This window comes from Achromobacter sp. D7-1, from assembly GCF_059760445.1.
In genome coordinates this window covers 1-24512 of sequence record NZ_JCBAMT010000096.1, presented here as the reverse complement: position 1 = coordinate 24512, position 24512 = coordinate 1, and the positions used below count along the sequence as shown (strand labels likewise).

Below are 24512 nucleotides of genomic sequence, written 5' to 3'. Positions count from 1 at the left end.
GAATACGGCCCCTGAACGGGGCCGTATTCATTGCGGCGAAACGCGCCAGACAGGATCAGCGCGGCGTGAAGCCGTGGCGCAGCAAGTGATAGAGGTTGCGCAGCATGCCGGCGGTCGCGCCCCAGATGAAATACTTGCCGTAGGGCATGCCGTAATACTGGCGCACCCGGCCGTCATCCAGGCGGGCTTCGTACAGCCGGTGGTTGGCCGGATCCATCAGGAACGACAGCGGCACCTCGAACACCTCGGCCACCTCGAACGCGTCCGGCGCCAGGTCGAAGCCCGGGCGCACCAGCGACACCACCGGAATGATGGAAAAACCCGTCGCCGTCAGGTACGGCGGCATGCTGCCCAGCACTTCCACGTGATTGCCTGGCAGCCCGGTTTCTTCCTGCGCTTCGCGCAAGGCAGCGGCCTCCGGCGTGGAGTCGCTGGTTTCGATGCGCCCGCCCGGAAAGCTGATCTGGCCCGCATGGTCGTGCAGGTGGGCGGCGCGCTGCGTCAACATGATGTGCACGCCGTTGTCGCGCGTCACCAGAGGGATCAGCACCGCCGCCGGCACGGGCACGCCTTCGCGGCCGGGATAGCGCAGGTCGGTGTCGCGCGAAAGCTCCAGCGTCCAGGTGGACGGCTGGCTGAGCGTGCCCCGCAGCGAATCGGGGGTCAGCAGACGGCTGGGCACGGCCGGCAGGGACTCGTTGGCCACCACCCAGGGTTGCGTCGCCGGGTCGAAGCCGGGACGCGCCAGCGGCCGCCGGGGCCGCGGGGAAGACGAGGAATCAGACATACGGCTCTGCAAAAAGAAAAAGGCACCCTCGCAGGTGCCTTTTTAACCCGGAAACCCGTGCCGAACGAAAACGCTGGATGGCGTGAGCGTCCGACACTGGTAGGGCCGTGTGCCGATAAGCGATCAAGCCGCCGAGGCTTGCTTGCTGACCAGCTTTTCCTTGATACGCGCCGACTTGCCCGAGCGGTTGCGCAGGTAGTACAGCTTGGCGCGGCGCACGTCGCCGCGGCGCTTGACTTCGATGCCGGCGATTTGCGGCGAGTACAGCTGGAACGTACGTTCCACGGCTTCACCCGACGAAATCTTGCGCACGGTGAACGCGGAGTTCAGGCCGCGGTTGCGCTTGGCGATCACGACGCCTTCGAAAGCCTGCACGCGCTTGCGGGTGCCTTCAACGACGTTCACGCTCACGATGACGGTGTCACCAGGAGCAAATTCAGGCTTGGCTTGACCGCCGGTCAGACGGGCAATTTCTTCCTGTTCCAGGATAGCGATGAGGTTCATGAGAACTCCTAGATCATCATGTCTTTGCGGACTAAAACTTTTGCCGTTCGATGTTGTTCACGCGGTTTTTGCAAGGCTGCGCTATGTGCGCTGCCTGCATCCGTCGCGTGTTGCACGGCTAGCTGGCGGTGAGACCAGCCCCCGTTGCATGTGCCGCAAGCAGAGGATGAGATTTGGCAAACCAATGATTCTACACCAAAAATCGCTCAGAGCATCAGGTAACATGGCCCCGGTTCTCGCGGTTTGGAGTACCCTTCCGTCTTCTGTAACAAACACGTCATTTGACGCTGTTCCTACATGTCGTACTCGTCCCTGATCTTGGTCGTCCTGGCGGCAATGGCCCACGCCACGTGGAATCTGCTCGCCAAGCGCGCGGCCATGGTGGGCGCGCCGTTCGTCTTCGCCTATGGATTGTGCGCGTCGGTCCTGTATGCGCCGTGGGTCATCTGGGTGCTGATGCACGACGGCATGACCTGGACCTGGCCCGTGGTCGCCGCCATCCTGACCTCCAGCCTGTTGCATCTGGGCTACAGCCTGTGCCTGCAACGGGGCTATCAGGTGGCCGACCTGTCTGTGGTCTACCCCATTGCGCGCGGCACCGGACCGCTGTTGTCCACCACCGGCGCCTTTCTGCTGCTGGGCGAACCCGCCACCAGCACCGGCATCATCGGCATGCTCTGCGTGGTGGCCGGCGTGCTGCTGATCGCGACGCAGGGCCGGCTGGCCATCTTCAAGCAGGCGCAGGCGTGGATAGGCGTGCGCTGGGGCGTGGTGATCGGCCTGTTCATCGCCGCTTATACCGTCGTCGACGCCTACGGCGTGAAGGTGCTGCTGATCAGCCCGGTGCTGTTCGACTGGTTTACCTGTGTGACCCGCACAACCATGATGACCCCTCACATGCTGCGCCGCCGCCCCCAGGCCTGGGAGGCCATGCGCGGACACTGGCATCTGGCGCTGGCGGTAGGTCTGCTATCGCCGCTGGGCTACATCCTGGTGCTGTATGCCTTGCGCAACGGCGCGCCGCTAAGCCTAGTGGCCCCTGCGCGGGAAATGTCCATGATGCTGGGCACCCTGGCTGGCATGTTCCTGCTGCGGGAAAAGGTCGGAATCGGCCGCCTGCTAGGCTGCCTGTCCATCCTGGCCGGCGTCATCCTGCTGGGATCGAGCTGACGGGTACTCGGTCGGGCAGTGCCGGTTCACGGGCTGTCCTTGTCTAACTTTCCGTCGGCGTCCTGCGCCGGCAGGTTTCGCCTGGCCAGTTCCGGCGGAGCCTGCCGCCGTTCAAAACCCGGCGGCGGCGCCCAGCCACATCAGGCCGGGGATGATCGCGCCCCAAGCCAATACCATCACCACGTCGATCACCATGGCCTTCATCGTCACCTGAGCCGTCACGGGTTCCACCGTGGCGTTGCCCAGACTGCGTTCCCGGGTGGCTGGCGCCGCAGCCGCTGAAACCCCGACAGCGGCCGCAGGCGCGGCAGGCGCAGGCATCGGCAGCGGAGCGGCAACGGCTTGGCCGGTCAGTGCGCCGGCTTCGGCGGGCGCCGGGGGGAACGGCCAACGCGCAGGCCCCGAACCGGGCCGCGCGCGACGGCGCGGCTCGACGTCGGCCGCAGGCGAATTCCAGGGCATCGCCATGCCTGCCACCTTGGCGCACCAGGCGCGGGCGCGGTGCGAGCTGCGGCGCAGCGGGTTCAGCGTGACGACGAGGTCGTCCGACAAGACGGAAATATCAGCGGTGTTCATGGGAACTCCTAGCAAAGACGGTCCAGCGCCAGGGCATAGCCCCCCGGCAGGCATGCGCGGCGGCAGCCGGCGGTCAATCGAACAATGACAACTGGCCTGCGGCCATGGCTTGCAACTGGCGCGCTACGCGCCCGTGCGCGCCGCCGGCTGCGGGCGATACGGCGGGAAAAGGGACCCCTGAAGACGCTTGCGCGCCAACCGGGGATAGGAAATCGGCAACCTTCGCCGCAGGCGCGGCGGGAGGCAGGAAACGGTCGCAATCCAGCGCCAGGCGGTGGCGGTTCAAGCCCAGCTTGCGCGTGGCCAGGCTGAAGCGCTGGCGCAGCAGATCAGCCCAGACGCCGGTTCCGCGCATGCGCGACCCGAAATTGGGGTCGTTGCGGCGGCCATTGCGCAGGTCTTCGATGCGATGCAGCACGCGCTGGGCGCGGTCGGGGAAATGGGCGTTGAGCCAGTCCTCGAACAGGGTCTTGACCTCCCAGGGCAGGCGCAGCACGGTGTAGCTGGCGTAATGCGCCCCGGCCGCCTTGGACTCCTGGAGGATGTGTTCCATGGACTCGTCGTTGATGAACGGAATGATGGGAGCCACCAGCACGCCCACCGGCACGCCGGCATCGGTCAGGCTGCGCACGGCTTCCAGGCGGCGCCACGGCGCGGCGGCGCGCGGCTCCAGCGTGCGGGCCATGCCGGCATCCAGCGTGGTGATGCTCATGTACACCACCACCAGCTTTTGCTCGGCCAGCGCGGCCAACAGGTCCAGGTCGCGGGCGACCAGCGCGTTCTTGGTGACGATGGTCAGCGGATGGCGGGTTTCCAGCATCAGTTCCAGCAGGCCGCGGGTCAGACGCCATTCGCGTTCGATGGGCTGATAAGCGTCCGTGGCGGAGCCGATGTTGATGGGAGACGGCTTGTAGCCGGGCCGGGCCAGTTCGGCGCGCAGGGCCTGGACCGCGTTGGCCTTGGCCACCAGCCGGGTTTCAAAATCCAGCCCGGGCGACAGGCCCAGATAGGAATGGGTGGGCCGGGCATAGCAATAGACGCAGCCATGTTCGCAGCCCCGGTAGGGATTGACCGCCACGTCGAAGGGAATGTCGGGCGAATCGTTGCGCGACAGCATCTTGCGCGCCTCTTCGGCGGTGACCGTGGTCTTGGGAGCGGCGGGCGCGATGCGCGCGTCCGGCAGGATGGGAATGACGCGCTCGGCTGGCTTGTCAGCGGCGGCTTCGGAAAAATTATCAGGGACGGATTCAACGAAGTCGGCGGGTAGACCGGAGGAGGACCAGCCGTCGTCGACCTGCACACGGTCATCGCGCTGAAAGCGATGCCGAACATTAGTAACCGCACCCCGACCGCGCAAGGCGGCGGGGGCGGCAGCCGGGGACCCAGAACCGGCGGGAAAAGAATGATCGGTGCGTGCCATGAAAACTACTGTACAAAAACACAGTGGTTTTGACAAGCACCAAAAGCCTTTTCGTAAGACAGCCCCACTTTACCGCAAGACGCCGACGCCGTCCGGACAAATCGATTTCACCAGGCGAGATCGCGCCAAAACCCGCGCCAATACTAGGTTTAGCGAAAAAACAACAAGATCTGGAAGGCCGAAAATCCGTTGTTTTCCGGCCTCTTACGGGTTACCGCAACATACCCGCCGCCGCGGTCTGATGCGTGGCCTCGTCGATCAGGATGAAGGCGCCCGTCGCGGGCACATCGGCATACCGATCGACCGCCAGCGACTCGCGCGTGGTGAGCGTCACGCGTCCGATGTCGTTCATGCGCAGCGTGCCTTCGGTGTTCTCCACTTCCTGCAATTCGTGGATGTCTCGATGCGACAGCACCGCGCGTATCTTCGCCGAGGTCAGGCGCGTGCCCGACTTCAGCAGATACTTGCGCGCCGGATTCAAAGCTTGCGCATCGAGCCAGCACAACTCCGCTTCGAACTCGCGCGTGACCTGCGCCGGCGCCGACGCATGCACGATCACGTCGCCGCGCGACACGTCCACGTCGCGGTCCAGCACCAGCGTGATCGAGTCGCCCGCGACTGCTTCATCCAGCGCGCGGTCGAAGGCGCGCACCTCGCGCACGACCGCGGTCACGCCCGAAGGCTGCACCGCGATCTCATCGCCAGGACGCAGCACGCCGCTGGCGACGCGGCCGGCATAGCCGCGGAAATCGTCCTTGCGGTTGCCGTCATGGCGCGCCACCCACTGCACCGGAAAGCGCAGCGGCAAGACGCGGCCGTCGCTCGCCAGGTCCAGCGATTCCAGCAAGGCCAGCAAGGGCAGCCCTTGGTACCACGGCGTCTGCGGTGACAAGGTGACGACGTTGTCGCCGTTGAGCGCCGACAGCGGCAGCGCGTCGAAATGCTCAATGCCCAGCTTGCGCGCCAGGTCGGCATAGGCGTCGCGGATCCGCTCGAACACGGCGCGGTCCCACTCCACCAGGTCCATCTTATTGACCGCCACCACGATGTGGCGGATGCCCAGCAGGCGCGCGATAGTGCTGTGGCGCTTGGTCTGCGGCAGCAGCACGCCGTCGGCCGCGCGGGTGGCATCGATCAGGATGACGGCCACGTCCGCGGTCGACGCGCCCGTGACCATGTTGCGCGTGTACTGCTCGTGCCCCGGTGCATCGGCGATGATGAACTTGCGCGCCGGCGTCGAAAAATAGCGGTAGGCCACGTCGATGGTGATGCCCTGCTCGCGCTCGGCCTCCAGGCCATCGGTCAGCAGCGAGAAGTCGATGCCGTCGCCCGCCACCCGCTTGTGCTTGGCGCGCGAGATCGCATCCAGCTGGTCGGCGAACACGCCCTTGCTGTCATACAGCAGGCGGCCTATCAGCGTGGACTTGCCGTCGTCCACCGAGCCCGCGGTGATCAGGCGCAACACGCCCGTGTCGGCGCCGGAAAGAAAAGAATCGTTTAGTGCGTTCATGTGCGTCCCTGGTCGCCGGCGCATGCCGGCGTGTCATGCGATCAGAAATAGCCTTCCTTCTTGCGGCGCTCCATCGAGGCCTCGGAAGTCTGGTCGTCCATGCGCGTGGCGCCGCGCTCGGTAATGTCGGTCACCGCGGTCTCGGCGATGATGGCCATGGTGTCGGCGGCGTCGGACGCCACCGGGCAGGTGCAGGAGATGTCGCCCACCGTGCGAAAGCGCACCTGCAGGCGTTCGACCTGTTCGCTTTCCAGCGGCGGCGTCAGCCGCGTGACTGGCACCAGCAGGCCCTTACGGCGCACGACCTCGCGCTCATGGCTGTAGTAGATGGATGGCAGCGCCAGCTGCTCGCGCTGGATGTATTGCCAGACGTCCAGCTCGGTCCAGTTCGAGATCGGGAAGACGCGCATGTTCTCGCCGCGATGCACGCGGGTGTTGAACAGGTTCCAGAGTTCCGGGCGCTGAGCCTTCGGATCCCATTTTCCGAATTCGTCCCGGAACGAAAAGATGCGTTCCTTGGCGCGGGCCTTTTCCTCGTCGCGGCGAGCGCCGCCGATGCAGGCGTCAAAGCCGAATTCCTCGATCGCCTCCAGCAGCGTGACCGCCTGGGCGGCATTGCGCGAATCGGTTTCGCGGCGCAGCACCACGCTGCCGCGCGCGATCGAATCCTCGACGCTGCGCACGATCAGGGTCTCGCCCAGCTCGGCCGCGCGCGCGTCGCGGAAGGCGATCACTTCGTCGAAGTTGTGGCCGGTATCGATATGCATCAGCGGGAACGGAAACCGTCCCGGCCGGAAGGCCTTCTCGGCCAGGCGCAGCAGCACCACGGAATCCTTGCCGCCCGAGAACAGCAGCACGGGTTTTTCGCTTTCGGCGGCCACCTCGCGCAGGATGAAGATGGCTTCCGATTCCAGCCAATCCAGGTGGCTGCGTTGGATCACAGCAGACATATGCACTTCCCCTAAAACAGATTTCGAATTCGTGGGCCGCATCAATCGGCGCGCGCCGCGATGCTGATGACCCGGTTGCCCGCATGCAGGCCGCATTCCTTGGAGTCCGACGACTCCCACCACCAACGCCCCGCCCTGAGGTCCTCGCCAGGCCGGATGGCACGCGTACAGGGTTCGCAGCCTATGGACGGGTAGCCCTGATCATGCAGCGGGTTGTAGGGAATGCCCAAGGCGCGGATGGCGGACCAGACCTCGTCCTCGCTCCATTCCGCCAGCGGGTTGAACTTGTAGAGGCCGAAGGTGCTGTCGTCCTCTTCCAGCGGCAATTCGCCACGGGTGGTGGATTGCGCCCGCCGCTGTCCGGTGATCCAGGCGCCGCGCCCCGCGAGCGCGCGCTTGAGCGGCTCGACCTTGCGGATCTGGCAACAGGCCTTGCGCAGTTCCACGCTTTCGTAGAAGGCGTAGGCGCCGTGCTCGGCGACGTGCTGCTCGACGGCGGCCGCCACCGGCCGATACACGGTGACCTCGCGGCCATAGCGTTCGCGCACGGCGTCCAGCACGCCCAGCGTTTCGGCATGCAGCCGGCCCGTGTCCAGCGTGAAGACTTCCAGGTCCAGGCCGGCGCTGTAGATGGCGTGCGTCAGCAGCATGTCCTCGGCCGCCAGCGAGGACGCCAGCGCGGCGTCCGGGTAGCGCCGCTGCACGTCGGCCAGCCGCAAGCCCAGGTCGCGCCAGCGCGCCGCGAGGCCCGCCTCGAGTTCAAGAGAGAGATCAGTAGCGCTCATGATTGCGTCGCGAAAATGCGCGCCCGCCGCGGACGCGCCAACAGGATTTCGCCATCGCGCAGGCCCAGTTCCCGGTACAGGGACTCGGGCACCTCGGCTTCGATGATGGCGTCGGAATCCTCGCTGGCCAGCTCCAGGTAGGCGCTGGGACCGGCGAGGAAGGCGTGCGCCAGGCGCACCGGAATGCCGTCCGCGCCGGCGCGATAGCGCTCGACATCGAACTCGTGCGGCCGCACGTAGGCGGTGGCGCGCTGGGCTTCGGCCTGGGCCAGCTCCGGCGCGGGCAAGGACAGGCCGGCGCCGTTCCAGACGCCGCGCGTGGCAAAGCCCTGCAGCTGGTTCACGTCGCCCAGAAAGCCGTACACGAACGGCGTGGCGGGTTCTTCCCAGACCTCGCGCGGCGTGCCGACCTGCTCGACGCGGCCCGAATTCATCAGCACCACGCGGTCCGACACTTCCAGCGCTTCTTCCTGGTCATGGGTGACGAACACGCTGGCCACGTGCAGCTCGTCGTGCAGACGGCGCAGCCAGCGCCGCAATTCCTTGCGCACCTTGGCGTCCAGCGCGCCGAAGGGCTCGTCCAGCAGCAGCACCCGCGGCTCCACGGCCAGCGCGCGCGCCAAGGCGATGCGCTGGCGCTGACCACCGGACAGCTGCGCCGGATAGCGGTCCGCCAGCCAGTCCAGCTGCACCAGCCCCAACAGGTCATGCACCTTGCGCTGGATCACGTCTTCCGAGGGGCGCTGTGAACGGTGCTTGACGCGCAGGCCGAAGGCCACGTTCTCGAACACCGTCATGTGCTTGAACAACGCATAGTGCTGGAACACGAAACCAACCTGGCGCTGGCGCACGTCCACCGCGGTGGCGTCTTCGCCGGCAAACAGCACGCTGCCGGAATCGGCCGATTCCAGCCCCGCGATGATGCGCAGCAGCGTCGTCTTGCCGCAGCCCGATGGGCCCAGCAACGCGACCAGCTCACCCGTTTCAATATGCAGCGAAACGTCGTTCAGCGCGCGGAACTGGCCGAAGCGCTTGGATAGATTGCGGACTTCGATACTCATGCTTGGTCTCCTTGCAAGCCGCCGCGTCAGGCCAGGGCCGGCTTGATGGCGGCCGGCTGGCCGGGATACTCGACCGGCAGGTCGGCGGCTTGCTGTAAGCGCGCGTTGCGCCACTCGACGACGTTCTTGGCCACCAGCGTCACCAACGCCAGCAGGGCCAGCAACGACGCCACGGCGAACGCCGCGGAATACTGGTATTCGTTGTAGAGAATCTCGACGTGCAAAGTCATGGTGTTGGTCAGGCCGCGAATCTGCCCGGACACCACCGACACCGCGCCGAATTCGCCCATGGCACGCGCGTTGCACAGGATGGCGCCGTACAAGAGGCCCCACTTGATGTTGGGCAGCGTCACGCGCCAGAAGATCTGCCAGCCGCTCGCGCCCAGGGTCAGCGCGGCCTGCTCTTCTTCGCTGCCTTGCGCCTGCATCAGCGGGATCAGTTCGCGCGCCACGAAAGGAAAGGTCACGAAGAGCGAGGCCAGCACGATGCCCGGCACCGCGTAGACGATCTTGATGTCGTGCTCCTGCAGCCAGCCGCCAAACCAGCCCTGGGTGCCGAACAGCAGCACGAACACCAGGCCGGCCACCACCGGCGACACCGAGAACGGCAAGTCGATCAAGGTGATCAGGAACTGCTTGCCGCGAAACTGGAACTTGGTGATTGCCCAGGCCGCTGCCACGCCGAACACCAGATTCACCGGCAGCGCGATAGCCGCGACCAGCAGCGTCAGGCGGATGGCCGCGAGCGCGTCCGGTTCGACAATGGCGTCCAGGTACAGCTGCCAGCCCTTCTTGAAGGCCTCGACGAATACCGCCGCCAGCGGCACCAGCAGGAACAGCGCCAGGAATCCCAGCGCGACGAAGAGCAGCACGCCGCGCACCCAGCGCGGCTCGGTCAGATGGGCGGGACGGTCCGCGGCGCTCATGCGAGCCTCCCGAGGTTACGGCGGGCCTGCCAGCCCTGCAGCAGATTGATGACGAGCAGCAACGCGAAGGAAAGCGCCAGCATCACCGTGGCGATGGCGGCGGCGCCGGCGTAGTCGAATTCCTCGAGCTTGGCGATGATCAAGAGCGGCGTGATCTCGGACACCATGGGCATGTTGCCCGCGATGAACACCACCGAGCCGTACTCGCCCACCGCGCGCGCAAAGGCCAGCGCGAAGCCAGTCATCAGGGCCGGCATGATGATGGGCAGCAATACCCGGCGTATGGTCTGCCAGCGGTTGGCGCCCAGGCTGGCCGCGGCCTCCTCGATCTCGCGCTCCACGTCTTCCAGCACGGGCTGCACCGTGCGCACCACGAACGGCACGCCGATGAAGATCAGCGCAATGACGATGCCCAGCGGCGTGAACGCCACCTTCCAGCCGAACCAGTCGGCCAGCGGCCCGCCCAGCCAGCCCTTCTGCGAATACAGCGAGGTCAGCGCAATGCCGGCCACCGCCGTCGGCAGCGCGAACGGCAGGTCCACCAGCGCGTCCAGGATTTTTTTGCCCGGGAAACGGTAGCGCACCAGCACCCAGGCCACCACCGTGCCGAACACCAGATTCACCAGCGCCGCGATCAGCGATGCGCCGAAGGTCAGCTGGTACGAAGCCACGACGCGCGGCGCGGTCACGGTGTCCCAGAAGCCCTGCCAGCCCAGTCCCGCGCTCTTGATCGGCAAGGCCGCCAGCGGGATGAGCACGAGAATGCTGAGGTACAGCACCGCGTAACCCATCGAGATGCCGAATCCGGGCAGCACGCCCGGGCTGTTGCGCCGAAAGGCAAAAGGCGCTTGCGCGCCGCTTGCCGCCGGGTTCGAGGCTGTAGTCATGGCCATCGTCCGATCGTGATGTGCTTATTTCTTTTGCGGCAGATAGATCTGGTCGAAGGTGCCGCCGTCGCTGAAGTGATCCTTCTGCGCCTTGCGCCAGCCGCCGAAGATCTGGTCGTTGATGGTCACGAGCTTGACCTTGGGGAACTTGCTTTCGTACTTGGCGGCCACGGTCTTGTCGATGGGCCGGTAGTAGTTCCTGGCAATGATTTCCTGCGCGGCGGGCGTGTAGAGGAATTCCAGGTAGGCCTGCGCCGCAGCGCGGGTGCCCTTCTTGTCCACGACCTTGTCGACTACGGCCACCGGCGGTTCGGCCAGGATGGACAGCGACGGCACCACGATGTCGAACTTGTCCGGACCCAGCTCTTCCAGCGCCAGGAAGGCTTCGTTTTCCCAGGCCAGCAGCACATCGCCCACGCCGCGCTCCACGAAGGTGGTGGTCGCGCCGCGCGCGCCGGTATCCAGCACCGGCACGTGCTTGAGCAGGTCGCCCACGAAGGCGCGGGCCTTATCCTCGCTGCCGCCGTTCTTCTCCAGCGCGTAGGCCCAGGCCGCCAGGTAGTTCCAGCGCGCCCCGCCCGAGGTCTTGGGATTGGGCGTGATGACCTGTACGCCGTCCTTGACCAGGTCGTCCCAGTCCTTGATCTGCTTGGGGTTGCCCTTGCGCACCAGGAACACGATGGTGGAGGTATAGGGCGAACTGTTCTGCGGCAGGCGGGCCTGCCAGTCGGCAGGCAGCAACCCGCGGTCGGCGACGGCGTCGATGTCGTAGGCCAGCGCCAGGGTCACCACGTCGGCTTCCAGGCCGTCGATGACGGAGCGCGCCTGGCGGCCGGAACCGCCGTGCGATTGGCGGATGGTCAGATCGACGTTGGCCTTTTCCTTGTATTGCTTGATGAACGCGTCGTCGATCGCGCGATACAGCTCGCGGGTCGGGTCATACGAGACGTTCAGGAGCGTCTGCTTCTGCTGCGCCTGCGCCGGCGCGATCGCGGCAAACGACATCGTCACTGCGGCCAAGGCGGCCAACCAACCGGCTTTCCTGAAAGACATCCCATGCTCCCTGTGTTCGGCAATGTGGGAGCAAGTGTGCTGGCTGGGCGTTCTGAACGGAACGAATCATTATTTGGTTGCTCATCGCTCGCAGGCATATAGGACCGCCGTCCCAGCAATGGGAATCTGCCCTGCCCCCCACGCGCGCCCCAATGAAAAACCGCCGCCTCCCCAAAGGGCAGGCGGCGGTTTCGAACAGGGACCAGCCCCTGCGGTTTCCGAATTTACTTATTAGGCTGCGGCGTAATGCGCAGATAGGGGCGCACGGCCTTGTAGCCCTTGGGAAACTTCTGCTTGATCACGGCCTCGTCCTGCAGCGACGGAACGATGATCACGTCGTCGCCATCTTCCCAGTTCACCGGCGTGGCCACGCTGTGGCTGTCGGTCAGTTGCAGGGAATCGATGACCCGCAGGATTTCATTGAAGTTGCGACCGGTGCTGGCCGGATACGTGATGGTCAGGCGCACCTTCTTGTTGGGGTCGATGATGAACACCGAACGCACGGTCAGCGTGGCGTTGGCGTTCGGGTGGATCATGTCGTAGAGCTCGGACACCTTGCGGTCCTTGTCGGCCAGGATCGGAAAGTTGACCTTGGTGGACTGCGTGTCGTTGATGTCCTCGATCCATTTGGTATGCGAATCGGTGCCGTCCACCGACAGCGCCAGCACCTTCACGTTGCGCTTGGCGAACTCGTCGGCCAGCTTGGCGGTGTAGCCCAGTTCGGTGGTGCAGACGGGCGTGAAATCGGCCGGGTGCGAGAAAAGCACACCCCAGCTGTTACCCAGATACTCATGGAAGCGGATCGGTCCAGCCGAGGATTCCTGTTCGAAATCAGGGGCGGTGTCGCCCAGGCGTAGATGACTCATGGTGTCTCCTGTGTGCGGATGCAGGTGAGGGGCTGGCCGCCCGTCGCGGCAGGCGGCGCAGAACAGCGTTTCTTGGCGCAAGGTAGCGCCTGTGAAACGATTCTTCCATCAAACCTGCAGCTGGGGAAATACGCAAGTCATATAACCTTATGCAATATTCAAGCTGGCGCCGCAGGCGTCCGCCACCACTCCCGCGCGCACCGCGGCCGACAGGGCCAGCGCCCGCGGCAGGATGTGGGCGCCGTAGAACAATCCAGTCGCCAGCTTGGCTGTGTGGAACGGATCGGTGGACCCGGCCGCCAGGTGGCGCCGGCAGGCCAGCACGGCCCGCGCCATCTGCCAGCCGCCGTGCACCACCCCGGCCAGCATCAGATAAGGCACGCTGCTGGAATAGACCGCCCTGATATTGGTCGGCGATTGTTCCAGGATGAAGGCCACGCCGGCCTCGTAGGCCTGGATGGCGCTGTCCAGGTTGTCGCGCAGCAGGCGCAGCCCCTCCTGCTCGCCCGCGGACGCGCGCTTCGCCTCGGTCTCCACGGCGCGCAGCGTCTCCCGCATCGCCGCGATCGCGGCATGGGCAGTGGCGCCGCCGTCGCGCTGCGTCTTGCGGCTGACCAGGTCGTTGGCCTGGATCGCGGTCGTGCCCTCGTAGATGGGCAGGATGCGTGCGTCGCGGTAGTACTGCGCCGCCCCGGTTTCCTCGATGTAGCCCATGCCGCCATGCACTTGCAGGCCCAGGGACGCGACCTCGACCGCCGTTTCGGTCGAGAAACCCTTGACGATGGGCACCATGTACTCGTAGAAGGCCCGGTTGCGCGAGCGCTGCTCCGGGTCGGGATGATGCGTGCCCTTGTCGTGCGCTGCCGCCGTCACATAGGACACGGCGCGCGCCGCCTCCGTCAACGCCTTCATGGTCATCAGCATGCGCTGCACGTCCGGATGGTGCACGATGGCCACAGGGCCAGCCGACCCTTCGATGGCGCGGCCCTGTACGCGCTCGCGCGCATAGGCCAGCGCGTGCTGGCAGGCACGCTCCGACACGCCTATACCTTGCTGCCCCACCGAATAGCGGGCGGCATTCATCATGATGAACATGTATTCCAGGCCGCGGTTCTGCTCGCCGACCAGATAGCCGATGGCGCCCTCGCCCACTTCGCCCTTGCCCGAGCCGTAAAGCAACACGGCGGTGGGGCTGCCGTGAATGCCCAGCTTGTGCTCCAGCGACGCGCACCAGACGTCGTTGCGCTTGCCCAGGCTGCCGTCGGCCTGCACCAGGAACTTGGGAACGATGAAAAGCGAGATGCCCTTCACCCCGGCGGGCGCGTCCGGGGTGCGCGCCAGCACCAGATGGATGATGTTTTCGGCCAGGTCGTGGTCGCCATAGGTGATGAAGATTTTCTGCCCGCTCAGCCGGTAGCTGCCGTCAGCCTGCTTCACCGCGCGGGTCGCGACCTGCGCCAGGTCCGAGCCGGCCTGCGGCTCGGTCAGGTTCATCGTGCCAGTCCACTTGCCGCCGATCAGTTGCGGCACGTACTGCTTGCGCTGCGCTTCGGATCCGACGGTGAGCAGCGCCTCGATCACCCCGTCCGTCAGCATGGGACACAAGGAAAATGCCAGGCTGGCCGCCTGGATGTTCTCGCCCGGCGCCGCCGCGACCAGCTTGGGCAGGCCCTGCCCGCCCCAGGCCACGGGATGCTGCAAGCCCTGCCAGCCGCCCGCCGCGTAGTCCTTGAAACCCTGCGCATAGCCCGGCGTCGTGGTGACCTGGCCGTCTTTCCAGACCGGCGGCTGCGTGTCACCCGGTACATTGAGCGGCGCCACGGCCTGTTCCACGAAACGCCCGTTCTCTTCCAGGATGGCGTCCACCAGGTCCGGCGTGACCTCTTCGAAGCCGGGCAGCTTCAGGACTTCGTCGAGTCCGGCCAGCTCGTTCAAGGCGAAGCGGAAGTCCTGCAGCGGGGTTACGTAGGGCATGGGGTCTCCATCAATTGGCAGTCTCTAGGCTTTCTTTGGCCAATCTTAAACCCTTGCCTCCTTCCTTGCGGGCATAGTCCCCGAACGCGGCCAGGGACGCGGACGGTGTCACTTCTTCATAGCCGGCGGCCATGCCCTGCTGCACGTCGGGCAAAGCCAGCACCTCATTGCTGGCCTTGAACAGCGTCTCCAGCACTTCCACCGGCGTGCCCTTGGGAGCGAAGATGCCCCACCAGTTCGAGAGGTCATAGCCGGGCACGGTCTGCGAAATGGGAGGATAGGGCAACAGCCGGGAAGGCTGGCCGGACGTGACCGCCAGCGCCACTACCTTGCCGGTGTCGATCACCGACTTGGCCGACGGCGCCGTGGCGAACGAGACGTCGGTGTCGCCCGCTGCCACGGATTGCGCCGCCGCGGCCCCTCCCTTGAAGGGAATATGCATCAGCTTCACGCCGGAGAGCGTCATGAACTCGACCGCCGCCAGGTGCGTAATGACGCCGTTGCCGGACGACGCGACGTTGATGGACCCCGGCTTGCTCTTGGCACGGTCGATCAGGTCCTGCACGTCTTTCAGCCCCAGCTTGGCGTTCGCGATCAGCACCATGGGACCGGTGGTCAGCTGCGCCACGGGCACGAAACTATCCGGCGTGTAATCCACTTTGTACAGCGCGCTGTCGCTGCCCATGACGCTGGAATTGCCCAGGTACAGCGTGTAGCCGTCGGCGGCGGCGCGCGCGGCGAGGCTGGCGCCGATGGTCGATCCTGCGCCAGGACGGTTTTCGATGACGACCGGCTGCTTCAACTGCCTGGCAAGTGCGTTCGCATAGACGCGGCCCACCTGATCCGCCCCGCCGCCAGGCGGAAATCCGATCACCAGCGTCAAGGGCTTGGAGGGGTAAGGAGCGGCCGCGTGCGCCCCTCCGGGCATCGCGGACAAAGTGGCAACAGCGGCAAGTACGGCGCCGCAGGCGGCGATAGCGGGTTTCATCGGTGTCTCCTTTGGTGGAATCGGAGCCGCTTGTGCTGCGGCTCTCTGCTCATGCGCCGGCTGCGTCAGCAGCCGGTGAAATGCGGCGCGCGCTTCTCCTTCCAGGCCGCCGCGCCTTCAGCCAGGTCATGCGACCGCTCGGAACGCAATACCGCCTGTTCGATTCCGGCCAGATCGAGTTCGCCCCGCGCGATGCGGTTCAGGTGCGCCTTGACGCCGAACAGCGGGATCGGCGCCATCGCTGCTATCTGCGCGCTCAAGGCGTCCAGCCGCGCCGCCAGCGTCTCCTCGGGCACCAGTTCGGTCAGGAATCCGATGCGCAGCATTTCGTCGGCCTGGAGCTTTTCCGCGGTCAGGAACAGCCGCTTGGCCTGATCCAGGCCAAGCCGCGCCACATAGCGCGACATGCCGCCAGCGTAGAAATGCAGGCCCAGCCGCGTGGCCGGCATGAACATATCCGCCTGCGGCGTGCCGATGCGGAAATCGCAGGCCAGGCACAGGTCGGTGCCGCCGCCATAGGCCCCGCCCTGGACCGCCGCTATCGTCACTGGCCGCGCCGCCTCGATCAGGTCCATGGTCTGGCCAAAATAGAGAGAGCTGGGCGCCTGGTCCGACGCCAGGGACGAAATGTCATAGCCGCTGCAGAAATACTTGCCCTCGGACTGGAAGCGCAGCACCCTGACCGCGTCGTCCGCATTGACCCGGTCCAAATGCTCCCTGAGAACAGCCAAGTCCTGGGGACCGAGCCGGTTGGCATGGCCAGGCCTGCGCAGGCGGACGGTGGCAACGTGTCCGTCAATGGACAAGCTGGGTGTATCGGAAGGCGCCGTCATGCGTAGACCTCCGCCTGATGCGCCACCCCGTCCGCCAACAGGCGATCGATCTCGGCATCCGCCATCCCGTAGCGCGCGAACACTTCACGCGTGTGCTGGCCGAAGACAGGCGGGGCGCGGCGGCTTGCCGTGCCCGCAGCGCTCAGGCCCAGGGGCAGGTCCACCTGCCGCAACTCGCCCAGCAGCGGGTGGTCCAGGGAGCGCACCAGTCCGCAGGCCTGCACCTGCGCATCGGCGAACACGTCTTCCAGGGTATTAATGGGCCCGGCGGGAATGCCGCCTTCGATCATCAGCGCAGTCCACTCCATGCGCGTCTTGCGCTGGAGGCCGGCCTCCAGCTCCTGCTTCAACGCATAGCGGTGCTGCATGCGCTCCGCGTTCGTGAGGAAGCGCTCGTCGGACACCAGATGGGAGAGCCCGAGTATGCCGCAGAGCTTGACCCACATCGCCTGGGTCGCCGGCGCCAGATTGAGCGGCCCGTCCGCGGTCTCGAAAGTACCGTAGGGCGCGATGACCGGATGCACGTTGCCGCAAGGTTCGGGGATTTCCCCCTTGCTGAGGTAGCGCTGGCCCTGGACGCTGAGTAATGCCATGAGTCCAGCCAGCAGCGACGTTTCCACATGCTGCCCACGTCCGGTCGACGAACGCTGCGCGACGGCGGACAGGATCCCTATCGTCAGCCACATGCCTGCGGTCAAGTCGCCCACGGCCACTCCCACTCGCATCGGCCCCGACTCCGGCGAGCCCGTCAGGCTCATGAAGCCGGAGTAGCCTTGCGCGACCTGGTCAAAGCCAGCCCAGTCCCGCGCCGGCCCCTTGCTGCCGAAACCGGAGATCGACGCCATGATCAGCCCCGGCTGTTCCTGCGCCAGCGCCTCGTAACCCAGGCCCATCGCATCCATGGTTCCGACCTTGAAGTTCTCGACCACGATGTCGGACGCCAGGGCCATTCTGCGCAGCAGCGCCAGTCCCTCCGGCTTGCGGAAGTCCACGCCTATACCTTGCTTGCTACGATTGGCACTAAGATAATAAACACTTATATCTTCTTCGAAGGGGCCCCATTGCCGCGCCATTTCGCCCGCCGGCATGGGCTCCACCTTGACGACTTCAGCGCCCAGGTCTCCGAGAATCATTGTGCAGAACGGTCCGGAGAGCGCTCGGGTCAGATCCAGCACTTTCAACCCTGCCAACGGCAGACTCATTTTCGTTCTCCCTTGATGCGAAGCCCATTCTAGGCAGCACCTCGAGAGCGCCGAAAATACTATTTTCCGATCTATCCATAAGATTCTCTTATTCAATGAATCTGCGCCAACTCAAGTACTTTGTCCGTGTCGTTGAAATGCGCAACATGACCCGCGCAGCGGCAAGCCTGCACGTCGCGCAGCCGGCGCTGAGCCAACAGATGGCGCTGCTGGAGGAAAGCCTGGGCGTCTCGTTGCTGGTGCGCGGCGTCAAGGGCGCGCAGCCCACCGCCGAAGGCCTGCTGCTGTACCGACATGCGCAAACCATTCTGCGTCAGGTCGACAGCACCCGCAGCCTGCTCTCCAAGACCACGGATCAGGTCACCGGCACGGTATCGATCGGGCTGGCCTCCAGCACCGCCCGCATGCTGGCCCTGCCGCTGATGCGCCGCGCCAAGGCGGAACTGCCCTCGGTGGTGCTGGAAATCGTCGACGTGCCCAGCGCGGACCTGACCAAGCTGGTTCTGCAGGGGCGCATCGATTTTTCCCTGTCGCCGGACCAGCAGCCTATCCAGGGCCTGCTGCGCACGCCGCTGCTGCGGGAAAACCTGTTCCTGCTGGCCCACGCCAGCGTGACGCTGCCGCGCCGTACCCTGGCCATTGCGGACTTCGCCGCCTTGCCGCTCGTCCTGCCCAGCCTGCCCAATACCCTGCGCGCGCGCCTCGACCATGCCTTCCTGACGGCAGGCCTGACCTGCAATCTGTTCGCCGAAGCGAGCACGTCGGCGATCCTTGTTCCGGCGGTGCGCAGCGGAATGGCGGCTACGATACTGCCGTCCTCGGCAGCCCAACCTGAAATCGCGGACGGATCGATCGTGGCGCACGCGCTGGACGAAACCCTGTCGCGTGAACTGGTGCTCTGCGCCAGCGAGAGTCTGCCTCCCACGCCGGCGGTAAGCCGGGTCATCGATCTGTGCAAAGACGAAATAGAGCGCCTGATCGACGATCAGACCTGGCAGGGATGCGCGCTGCTGCGGCAGAGCCCCCGTTAGGCCAGATGGTGCGCCAGCGACACGATGATCGGCCCCAGCACCGGCAGCAGCACGTTGGCGATGGCATACGTCACCGTGTAGCCCAACAGCGGCACGGAACTGCCGCTGGACGTCAGGATGGCGCTGATGGCCGGGGTGCTGACATGCTGGCCGGCGATGGCGCCGACCAGCAGGGGCCCTTCGATCTTCAGGATCTTGTGGCCCAGCCAAAGCGACAGGCAGGCCGGCCCCAACGAAACCAGCAGGCCGATAAGCGGCAGCACCGCGCCATGTTCACGGATCAAGGCAATGGCCTCGGGTCCCGCCGACAGTCCGACGCAGGCCACGAACACCGCCAGCCCCAGGTCCTTCAACAACTGCACGGCATGGTCCGGCATATGCCCTATCGCCGGCCGCTTGGCGTTGATCCAGCCGCAGACCAGGCCGCTGACCAGCGCCCCGCCGCCGCTGCCCAGCGACACGGGTATGCCCCAGAGCCGCGCGCTCAGGCTGCCTATCATCAGGCCCGCGAGGATGCCGAAAGCCAGGAACACCAGGTCGGTCACGCCGCTGCGCCGCAGTTCGTTGCCCAGGGCCGCACCGGCTTCCGACAATTCGGGCTCGGCGCCGACCAGCGTAACCAGGTCGCCATACTGCACCACCGTGGATAGCGTGATCGGCAAGGAGTGGCCCGAGCGCACAATGGATTGCAGGAAAACGCCGCGCGCCCGGCGGGCGTTCGGCCGCTTCGCCAGTTCCCCGACGGTATGGCCGTTGACCGTCTTCTTGTTGACGATGACGGCCAGCTCGCTGAGTTGCAGATCGTCGGCATGCGCTTCCGGCAACTGGATTTCGGGTCCGATGACGGAACCCGCACGCAGCGCGAAGCGGCGCAAGCCCAGCACCACCACGATATCGCCCGTGGCCAACATGTCCTCGGGCGTGGCGTCCACCGCCTCGCCATTGCGCAGGATGCGGCTGATGACCGTGCGCCCGCCCAGCGCGGACTCCACTTCGGCCACGCTTTTGCCATCCGCGTCCTTGACCACGTGCGAGCGTCCCACGAGCCGCGGCAAGGTGGGCATGTTCGCGTCCTCGCCCTCGCCCCCGGCGACGCCCAGCTTTTCCTCCAACGCCTTGGAGGCCTCGCGCAGATTCATGCGCAACAGCGCCGGCGCAATCTGGCTGGTGAAGAACACAATGCTGATCAGGCCCACCAGGTAGGTCAGCGTATAGGCTGTGGCGATATTGGCTTCCATGCGCTGGACCTCGGCGTCCGCCAGGCCCAGGTGCTTGAGCGCCTCGGCAGCGGTCCCGACCACGGCCGATTCGGTAGCCGCGCCCGCCGCAAGACCCGCCGCTGTCCCCGCGTCCAGGCCGAACAGCGGCACTGCCGACAGCACGATGGTCAGCACCAGCAAGGCTTCGATGAGGGGCAGCGCGATGTAGCGCAGGCTGGAGCGGTTCAGGTTGGCGAAGAACTGCGGCCCGCCCGAATATCCCATTGCGAAGATGAACAGGGCGAACGCGACTTCCTTCAGGTCGCCGCGCATCTGGCAACCCGTCTGGCCGATCAGCAGGGCGACGATGAGTGTTCCGCACACGCCGCCCAGCTGGATTGGCCCGACTTTGAGCTTGCCGATCAGGTATCCCAAGCCCACCGTCACGAACAGCACTGCGATGGGAACGCTATTGAAAAACCCGACGGTGCAAGTCATGTCGTCATGTCGCCCTGGAGGTTGCTGCCTGGCCTGCCTACTTGCGCGCGGCCGCCTTCTTGACGGACTTCACCGCCACGTCGGCCTTCTTCACCGCTTTCTTGACAGCCTTTTTGGCGACCGCGGTCTTGCCCGCCTTGCGCTTGGCTGCGGGCGCCTTCGTGGTCTGGCCCTTGCCGGCCGTCGGGCCCGAACGCACCAGCTCGCCGGCCTTCCATGCCTCGACGTACTCGGTCGCGGCTTCGACCATGTGCTTGCCGATCTTGGCGTAGTCTCCATCGTCCAGATTCGCCAGCGAGACACGGATCGACCACGGCGGGCCGCCGAAGCCGCCGCCGTCCATCAGCACCACGCCGGACTTCTCGGCCAGGCGGAACAGGAAGTCGACCGGCTCATAGTTGGACATCATGTACTTGCAGAACGCCTCGCCATACGTGATCTTGGCCCAGACCATGAAATCCAGCTCGACGTAGTACCAGGCGCGCATCGGATCTTCGGGCGGCATGGGGATGCCCAGGCCGCGCCACAGCGCATCGCGCCGCGCGCGCACGATCTTCATCGTCAGGTGCTTGTACGAGTCCTTCAGGTCCATCAGATGCGACAGCGCGAAAAAGCCCATCTGCACCTGCTGCGGCAGGGACAGGCCTGCGGTGTGGTTCAGCGCGACATTGCGGCTGTCGGCCACCAGCCGGTCGATGAACTTGAGCTTTTCGGGCTCCATCGTCATGGCGCCGTAGCGCTTGTTCAAGCGCTGCTTCCAGGACGCCGGCAGTTCGGCGATGCGGCGGTCCATGGTGTTCTTTTCATGGGTCGCGATCACGCCCAGGCGCCATCCGGTGCAGCCGAAGTTCTTCGAGAACGAGTACACGCATATGGTGTTATGCGGCACTTCGGCCATCAGCGAGCGGAAGTTCGGCACGAAGGTGCCATAGACGTCGTCCGTCACCAGCACCAGGTCCGGGTTCTTGCGGATCAGGCGCACGATCTGCTTCATCTCGACCGGGCTGAACGCCACCGACGGCGGGTTGCTGGGGTTGACCGTGACCGCCAGCTTGATCTTGGGATTTTCCAGCTTGGCGATTTCAGACGCCGGATAGTGCCAATCATGGGTGCCGTCGGCCCGCAGGCTGCTGGCGTTGATCGGGACGATCTTGAACTGGAAGCGCTCCAGATGCGAGATCTCGATGTAGGGCGTGAAGGTGGGCAGGAACAGCGCGATGGTGTCGCCCTGCTTCAGCAAGCCGTTCTGCATCAGCGAATCAAAGATGTAGCACATGGCCGCCGTGCCGCCTTCGACCGGGAACAGGTCGAACTTGCCTTTGGGCGGACGACCGTCGCACATTTCCTTGATCAGGTAATCGTGCACGATCTGTTCAAGATGGACCAGCGCGCGCGGCGGCACGGGATAGTTGTCGCCGATGATGCTGTCCGTCAATTCATGGACCCATGCGTCGGGGTCGAAGCCCTTGACCTTGACGCCGTATTCCAGCACGCCGACCAGGAAATCGTAGCCGTCCATGCCTTTGTGCTTGGACAGGAACTTGCGCATCCGGTCGGCGCAGCCTTTCTTGGCCGGCATGCCCGCCAGGATGGACTCGTCGCGCACGCGGCGCGCTTCCTTCATCGCGAACTGGCCCATCAGGAAGAAGGCGTCGCGCGGTTCGGTGGCGATCCAGTTCGGGTTGCCGCGGCCGGCGTTCAACATGGTGATGGCGGCGGTGTGCTGGTTGTCCTTGGCCAGCGTGATCAGGTAGTCCTTCAGTTCAAACGGAGAAAGCTGTTCGAGGTCGCGTTGGCGCGAACGGGTGGTTTTCAAGGCCGAGGCCAGGCTGACGGTGAGAGGCGCGGTGGAAGCCATTGTTCAGTACTCCTGGTTTGCGTGGTGACAGGCGCTGAGCGTCGCCGGCCGGGCCGGCGCGCTTGCAAAACGCCCCACAAGCGCGGGGCTTGCGGGGCGTTCTGCTAGGACATGAGCATGACGATGACAATCCCCCAGATGATGAGCAGGGTATTGCCGATGGCGTAGGGAACCGTGTAGCCCAGGGCGGGCACCTGGCTCTTCGCCGTTTCGGTGATTTGGCCGATGGCCGCGGTGGTGGTCCGGGCTCCGGCGCAGACTCCCAGCGCGATGGCGGGATGGAACTTGAATACGTACCGCGCAATGTACACGCCCACGATCATCGGAACGCTGGTGGCGATGATGCCCGCGATGAAGAGCTTGGCGCCCAATTGCTGGAAGCCCAGCACGAATCCCGGCCCTGAAGATATGCCCACGACCGCAACGAACGTCGTCAGCCCCACCGATGTCAGAAACCAGTGCACCGGTTCCGGCACCCGGCCGAAGGTCGGATGCACCGAGCGCAGATAGCCGAAAATCAGGCCGGAAATCAGCGCGCCGCCGGAGGTCGACAAGGTGACGGGAACGCCGCCCACGGTCAGCACCAGCGAGCCGAACAGGCCACCGAGCAGGATGCCGAAACCGACGAAGACCATGTCGGTCTGGCTGGTGGCGCGGTCCACGTAGCCCAGCCGGCCGACCACGCGCTCAACGTCGCGCTTGGCGCCCAGTACGAACAAACGATCGCCGCGGTCCAGCTTCAGGCCCCAGTTGACCGGCATGTCGTGGCCGCCGCGCACGACCTTGCGCAGGAACACGCCGCGTCCCAGTTCGCGGCCGGCTTCGCTGTCCGCGATTTCCTTGATGGTCTTGCCGGCGATGTTCTTGTTGGTCAGCACGACCTCGACGACCTCGGCGGGCATGCTGATCAGGTCGCGGTCCTCGACCTCGGTGCCGATGATGCCAGCGGCCTGGGTGACCAGCGCGTCATGCCTGCCGGTCACGCCCAGTATGTCGCCCTGCTGCAGCACCGTCTTGGCATCGCTGTCGATGATCTGGTCGCCGCGCCGGATGCGTTCCACGAACACTCGAGCCTCGACGAAGCGGGACTCCAGATCTCCCACCGTCTTGCCGACAAATTCCTCGCGGTCCAGCTTGTAGGCGCGCGCAATGAACTTGCGGTAGCCCGACAATTCCATCGAGTCGGCGCCGCCGGACATCTTGGCTTCGTATTCCTGGCACTCCTTCACGATGTCCACGCGCATCAGCTTCGGGCCCAGGGATGCCAGGATCCAGGCGCTTCCGACCGTGCCGAAGATGTAGCAAACCGCGTAGGCGACAGGAATGCTGTCGATCCATTTCTTTTTGGTGGCTGCGTCTATGCCCAAACCGTTGATGGTGTCCGTCGCCACGCCCATGACCGCGGAAATGGTTTGGGCCCCTGACAACAGGCCCGCGCCGGTGCCGGCATCGAAGCCGAAGCCTACGGCTGTCGCCCATGTCACCAACAGGCAGATCACGCAAATAATGACGGCAAAGATGACCTGGGGAAGGCCATCGCTTTTCATCCCTCGGAAGAACTGCGGTCCGACGCCGTAACCCAGACCGAACAGGAAGAGCAGGAAGAAGACCTGCTTGAGGACGGGAGCGATCGTGATATTGAGCTGTCCCACCAGAACGCCCACCAACAGCGTGCCGGTCACGGCTCCCAGATTGAATCCGAAGATCTTCTTGGCGCCTATCCAGTACCCGACACCGAGGGTAAGGAATATCGCAAGTTCCGGATATTTTCGCAGAGTGTCAAAGAACCATTCCATCCCGAATCTCCTTCGTTCTGTACAGGTCGAGCACTTGCGCGAATCTAGCTGCGCGCGGAACACATTATCAGAATCTTTCGAGAAATCAAAAGATTTGGGATATTGAAATCAAAGGATGTGTGGTCCTGGCGTCAAAAATAAAAAAGCCCGCCAGCGCGAAGCTGGCGGGCCTTCAATACCGCAGCGCGATAAGACTTACAGCGCGCCGGTCAGTTCAGGCACAACCTGGAACAGGTCGCCCACCAGGCCATAGTCGGCCACGCCGAAGATCGGCGCTTCCGGATCCTTGTTGATGGCCACGATGACCTTCGAATCCTTCATGCCGGCCAGATGCTGGATGGCACCCGAGATACCAACCGCCACATACAGCTGCGGCGCGACGATCTTGCCGGTTTGACCGACTTGCCAGTCGTTAGGCGCATAGCCTGCGTCGACCGCGGCGCGCGAGGCGCCGAGTGCGGCGCCCAGCTTGTCGGCCAGCGGATCCAGGATCTTGAAGTTCTCGGCGCTGCCCAGGCCGCGGCCGCCGGAGACGACGACGCGCGCGCCGGCCAGTTCCGGACGGTCGCTCTTGGCGACTTCGCGGCCCACGAAGGTGGACAGGCCCGAATCGGCGACGGCGGCGATTTCTTCCACTG

22 protein-coding genes are annotated in these 24512 nt (G+C 65.2%); 2 read left to right on the top strand and 20 right to left on the bottom strand.

Features of this window, described 5'->3' with window-relative positions; all coding sequences use genetic code 11:
- Window positions 1-55 precede the first annotated feature (55 nt).
- Window positions 56-787 carry a CoA pyrophosphatase gene (locus AC6LKD_RS28355; RefSeq protein ID WP_013392427.1) on the bottom strand — a complete coding sequence of 244 codons (732 nt, stop codon included), beginning with the start codon at window positions 785-787 and terminating at the stop codon, window positions 56-58.
- Window positions 788-910: 123 nt separating this feature from the next.
- Complete coding sequence (gene rplS, locus AC6LKD_RS28350; RefSeq protein ID WP_006218237.1) at window positions 911-1291, bottom strand: 50S ribosomal protein L19; 381 nt, start codon at window positions 1289-1291, stop codon at window positions 911-913.
- 297 nt (window positions 1292-1588) lie between these two features.
- Between rplS and AC6LKD_RS28345 the strand changes: the two genes are divergently transcribed.
- Window positions 1589-2461: an EamA family transporter gene (locus AC6LKD_RS28345; protein ID WP_013392426.1), complete on the top strand. Its 873-nt coding sequence runs from the start codon at window positions 1589-1591 to the stop codon at window positions 2459-2461.
- A gap of 111 nt (window positions 2462-2572) precedes the next feature.
- Here AC6LKD_RS28345 and AC6LKD_RS28340 read toward each other — a convergent pair whose 3' ends face one another.
- From AC6LKD_RS28340 to AC6LKD_RS28275, 14 genes are all read right to left on the bottom strand, one after another.
- Complete coding sequence (locus AC6LKD_RS28340; RefSeq protein ID WP_013392425.1) at window positions 2573-3037, bottom strand: hypothetical protein; 465 nt, start codon at window positions 3035-3037, stop codon at window positions 2573-2575.
- Between the two features lie 73 nt (window positions 3038-3110).
- On the bottom strand, window positions 3111-4457 hold the full coding sequence (locus AC6LKD_RS28335; RefSeq protein ID WP_498118110.1) for a PA0069 family radical SAM protein: 1347 nt from the start codon (window positions 4455-4457) through the stop codon (window positions 3111-3113).
- Between the two features lie 211 nt (window positions 4458-4668).
- Window positions 4669-5967 carry a sulfate adenylyltransferase subunit 1 gene (locus AC6LKD_RS28330; protein ID WP_013392423.1) on the bottom strand — a complete coding sequence of 433 codons (1299 nt, stop codon included), beginning with the start codon at window positions 5965-5967 and terminating at the stop codon, window positions 4669-4671.
- A 41-nt stretch (window positions 5968-6008) separates the two neighbouring features.
- Window positions 6009-6917, bottom strand: a complete 909-nt coding sequence (cysD, locus tag AC6LKD_RS28325; RefSeq protein WP_498118109.1) for a sulfate adenylyltransferase subunit CysD — start codon at window positions 6915-6917, stop codon at window positions 6009-6011.
- Window positions 6918-6958: 41 nt separating this feature from the next.
- On the bottom strand, window positions 6959-7702 hold the full coding sequence (locus tag AC6LKD_RS28320; RefSeq protein ID WP_492274739.1) for a phosphoadenylyl-sulfate reductase: 744 nt from the start codon (window positions 7700-7702) through the stop codon (window positions 6959-6961).
- Complete coding sequence (locus AC6LKD_RS28315) at window positions 7699-8763, bottom strand: sulfate/molybdate ABC transporter ATP-binding protein (RefSeq protein ID WP_013392420.1); 1065 nt, start codon at window positions 8761-8763, stop codon at window positions 7699-7701. Before AC6LKD_RS28315 ends, AC6LKD_RS28320 begins: the two co-directional genes overlap by 4 nt.
- 26 nt (window positions 8764-8789) lie before the next feature.
- On the bottom strand, window positions 8790-9689 hold the full coding sequence (gene cysW, locus AC6LKD_RS28310; RefSeq protein ID WP_492274740.1) for a sulfate ABC transporter permease subunit CysW: 900 nt from the start codon (window positions 9687-9689) through the stop codon (window positions 8790-8792).
- The gene (gene cysT, locus AC6LKD_RS28305; protein WP_041655295.1) at window positions 9686-10576 is read right to left on the bottom strand and encodes a sulfate ABC transporter permease subunit CysT; all 891 of its coding nucleotides are present in this window, start codon (window positions 10574-10576) and stop codon (window positions 9686-9688) included. The genes cysW and cysT overlap by 4 nt, the downstream gene beginning before the upstream one ends.
- 24 nt (window positions 10577-10600) lie before the next feature.
- The gene (locus AC6LKD_RS28300; RefSeq protein ID WP_085947848.1) at window positions 10601-11581 is read right to left on the bottom strand and encodes a sulfate ABC transporter substrate-binding protein; all 981 of its coding nucleotides are present in this window, start codon (window positions 11579-11581) and stop codon (window positions 10601-10603) included.
- 272 nt (window positions 11582-11853) lie between these two features.
- A complete protein-coding gene (locus AC6LKD_RS28295) occupies window positions 11854-12495 on the bottom strand; it encodes a peroxiredoxin (RefSeq protein ID WP_042792543.1) in 642 nt (213 codons plus the stop codon).
- Between the two features lie 147 nt (window positions 12496-12642).
- Window positions 12643-14469 carry an acyl-CoA dehydrogenase gene (locus tag AC6LKD_RS28290; protein ID WP_498118108.1) on the bottom strand — a complete coding sequence of 609 codons (1827 nt, stop codon included), beginning with the start codon at window positions 14467-14469 and terminating at the stop codon, window positions 12643-12645.
- A gap of 10 nt (window positions 14470-14479) precedes the next feature.
- Window positions 14480-15457, bottom strand: a complete 978-nt coding sequence (locus AC6LKD_RS28285) for a tripartite tricarboxylate transporter substrate-binding protein (protein WP_498118107.1) — start codon at window positions 15455-15457, stop codon at window positions 14480-14482.
- 65 nt (window positions 15458-15522) lie between these two features.
- Window positions 15523-16290 carry an enoyl-CoA hydratase/isomerase family protein gene (locus tag AC6LKD_RS28280; protein WP_492274743.1) on the bottom strand — a complete coding sequence of 256 codons (768 nt, stop codon included), beginning with the start codon at window positions 16288-16290 and terminating at the stop codon, window positions 15523-15525.
- On the bottom strand, window positions 16287-17492 hold the full coding sequence (locus AC6LKD_RS28275) for a CaiB/BaiF CoA transferase family protein (protein WP_498118106.1): 1206 nt from the start codon (window positions 17490-17492) through the stop codon (window positions 16287-16289). The genes AC6LKD_RS28280 and AC6LKD_RS28275 overlap by 4 nt, the downstream gene beginning before the upstream one ends.
- 95 nt (window positions 17493-17587) lie before the next feature.
- On the opposite strand from AC6LKD_RS28275, the gene AC6LKD_RS28270 reads away from it, so the two are divergent.
- Window positions 17588-18523 (top strand): LysR substrate-binding domain-containing protein, encoded by a 936-nt coding sequence (locus AC6LKD_RS28270; RefSeq protein ID WP_498118105.1) that lies wholly within the window; start codon window positions 17588-17590, stop codon window positions 18521-18523.
- Here AC6LKD_RS28270 and aspT (AC6LKD_RS28265) read toward each other — a convergent pair.
- The 4 genes from aspT (AC6LKD_RS28265) to AC6LKD_RS28250 form a co-directional block, all read right to left on the bottom strand.
- Window positions 18520-20220, bottom strand: coding sequence for an aspartate-alanine antiporter (gene aspT / locus AC6LKD_RS28265; protein ID WP_013392410.1), 1701 nt, complete (start codon window positions 20218-20220; stop codon window positions 18520-18522). The two genes, AC6LKD_RS28270 and aspT (AC6LKD_RS28265), sit on opposite strands and share 4 nt — an antisense overlap.
- A gap of 37 nt (window positions 20221-20257) precedes the next feature.
- Entirely contained in the window at window positions 20258-22078 is a 1821-nt protein-coding gene (locus AC6LKD_RS28260) for a bifunctional aspartate transaminase/aspartate 4-decarboxylase (RefSeq protein WP_498118104.1), read from the bottom strand.
- Between the two features lie 104 nt (window positions 22079-22182).
- Window positions 22183-23874 carry an aspartate-alanine antiporter gene (gene aspT / locus AC6LKD_RS28255; protein ID WP_013392408.1) on the bottom strand — a complete coding sequence of 564 codons (1692 nt, stop codon included), beginning with the start codon at window positions 23872-23874 and terminating at the stop codon, window positions 22183-22185.
- Between the two features lie 195 nt (window positions 23875-24069).
- Window positions 24070-24512 (bottom strand): electron transfer flavoprotein subunit alpha/FixB family protein (locus tag AC6LKD_RS28250; protein ID WP_498118103.1); only part of this gene is annotated, 443 nt, incomplete at its 5' end.

Excerpts from the sequence above, each read along its gene's own strand:
- AC6LKD_RS28355 (WP_013392427.1), bottom strand. The coding sequence starts at position 787 with ATGTCTGATTCCTCGTCTTCCCCGCGGCCCCGGCGGCCGCTGGCGCGT.
- rplS (WP_006218237.1), bottom strand. The coding sequence starts at position 1,291 with ATGAACCTCATCGCTATCCTGGAACAGGAAGAAATTGCCCGTCTGACC.
- AC6LKD_RS28345 (WP_013392426.1), top strand. The coding sequence starts at position 1,589 with ATGTCGTACTCGTCCCTGATCTTGGTCGTCCTGGCGGCAATGGCCCAC.
- AC6LKD_RS28340 (WP_013392425.1), bottom strand. The coding sequence starts at position 3,037 with ATGAACACCGCTGATATTTCCGTCTTGTCGGACGACCTCGTCGTCACG.
- AC6LKD_RS28335 (WP_498118110.1), bottom strand. The coding sequence starts at position 4,457 with ATGGCACGCACCGATCATTCTTTTCCCGCCGGTTCTGGGTCCCCGGCT.
- AC6LKD_RS28330 (WP_013392423.1), bottom strand. The coding sequence starts at position 5,967 with ATGAACGCACTAAACGATTCTTTTCTTTCCGGCGCCGACACGGGCGTG.
- cysD (WP_498118109.1), bottom strand. The coding sequence starts at position 6,917 with ATGTCTGCTGTGATCCAACGCAGCCACCTGGATTGGCTGGAATCGGAA.
- AC6LKD_RS28320 (WP_492274739.1), bottom strand. The coding sequence starts at position 7,702 with ATGAGCGCTACTGATCTCTCTCTTGAACTCGAGGCGGGCCTCGCGGCG.
- AC6LKD_RS28315 (WP_013392420.1), bottom strand. The coding sequence starts at position 8,763 with ATGAGTATCGAAGTCCGCAATCTATCCAAGCGCTTCGGCCAGTTCCGC.
- cysW (WP_492274740.1), bottom strand. The coding sequence starts at position 9,689 with ATGAGCGCCGCGGACCGTCCCGCCCATCTGACCGAGCCGCGCTGGGTG.
- cysT (WP_041655295.1), bottom strand. The coding sequence starts at position 10,576 with ATGACTACAGCCTCGAACCCGGCGGCAAGCGGCGCGCAAGCGCCTTTT.
- AC6LKD_RS28300 (WP_085947848.1), bottom strand. The coding sequence starts at position 11,581 with ATGTCGTTTGCCGCGATCGCGCCGGCGCAGGCGCAGCAGAAGCAGACG.
- AC6LKD_RS28295 (WP_042792543.1), bottom strand. The coding sequence starts at position 12,495 with ATGAGTCATCTACGCCTGGGCGACACCGCCCCTGATTTCGAACAGGAA.
- AC6LKD_RS28290 (WP_498118108.1), bottom strand. The coding sequence starts at position 14,469 with ATGCCCTACGTAACCCCGCTGCAGGACTTCCGCTTCGCCTTGAACGAG.
- AC6LKD_RS28285 (WP_498118107.1), bottom strand. The coding sequence starts at position 15,457 with ATGAAACCCGCTATCGCCGCCTGCGGCGCCGTACTTGCCGCTGTTGCC.
- AC6LKD_RS28280 (WP_492274743.1), bottom strand. The coding sequence starts at position 16,290 with ATGACGGCGCCTTCCGATACACCCAGCTTGTCCATTGACGGACACGTT.
- AC6LKD_RS28275 (WP_498118106.1), bottom strand. The coding sequence starts at position 17,492 with ATGAGTCTGCCGTTGGCAGGGTTGAAAGTGCTGGATCTGACCCGAGCG.
- AC6LKD_RS28270 (WP_498118105.1), top strand. The coding sequence starts at position 17,588 with ATGAATCTGCGCCAACTCAAGTACTTTGTCCGTGTCGTTGAAATGCGC.
- aspT (WP_013392410.1), bottom strand. The coding sequence starts at position 20,220 with ATGACTTGCACCGTCGGGTTTTTCAATAGCGTTCCCATCGCAGTGCTG.
- AC6LKD_RS28260 (WP_498118104.1), bottom strand. The coding sequence starts at position 22,078 with ATGGCTTCCACCGCGCCTCTCACCGTCAGCCTGGCCTCGGCCTTGAAA.
- aspT (WP_013392408.1), bottom strand. The coding sequence starts at position 23,874 with ATGGAATGGTTCTTTGACACTCTGCGAAAATATCCGGAACTTGCGATA.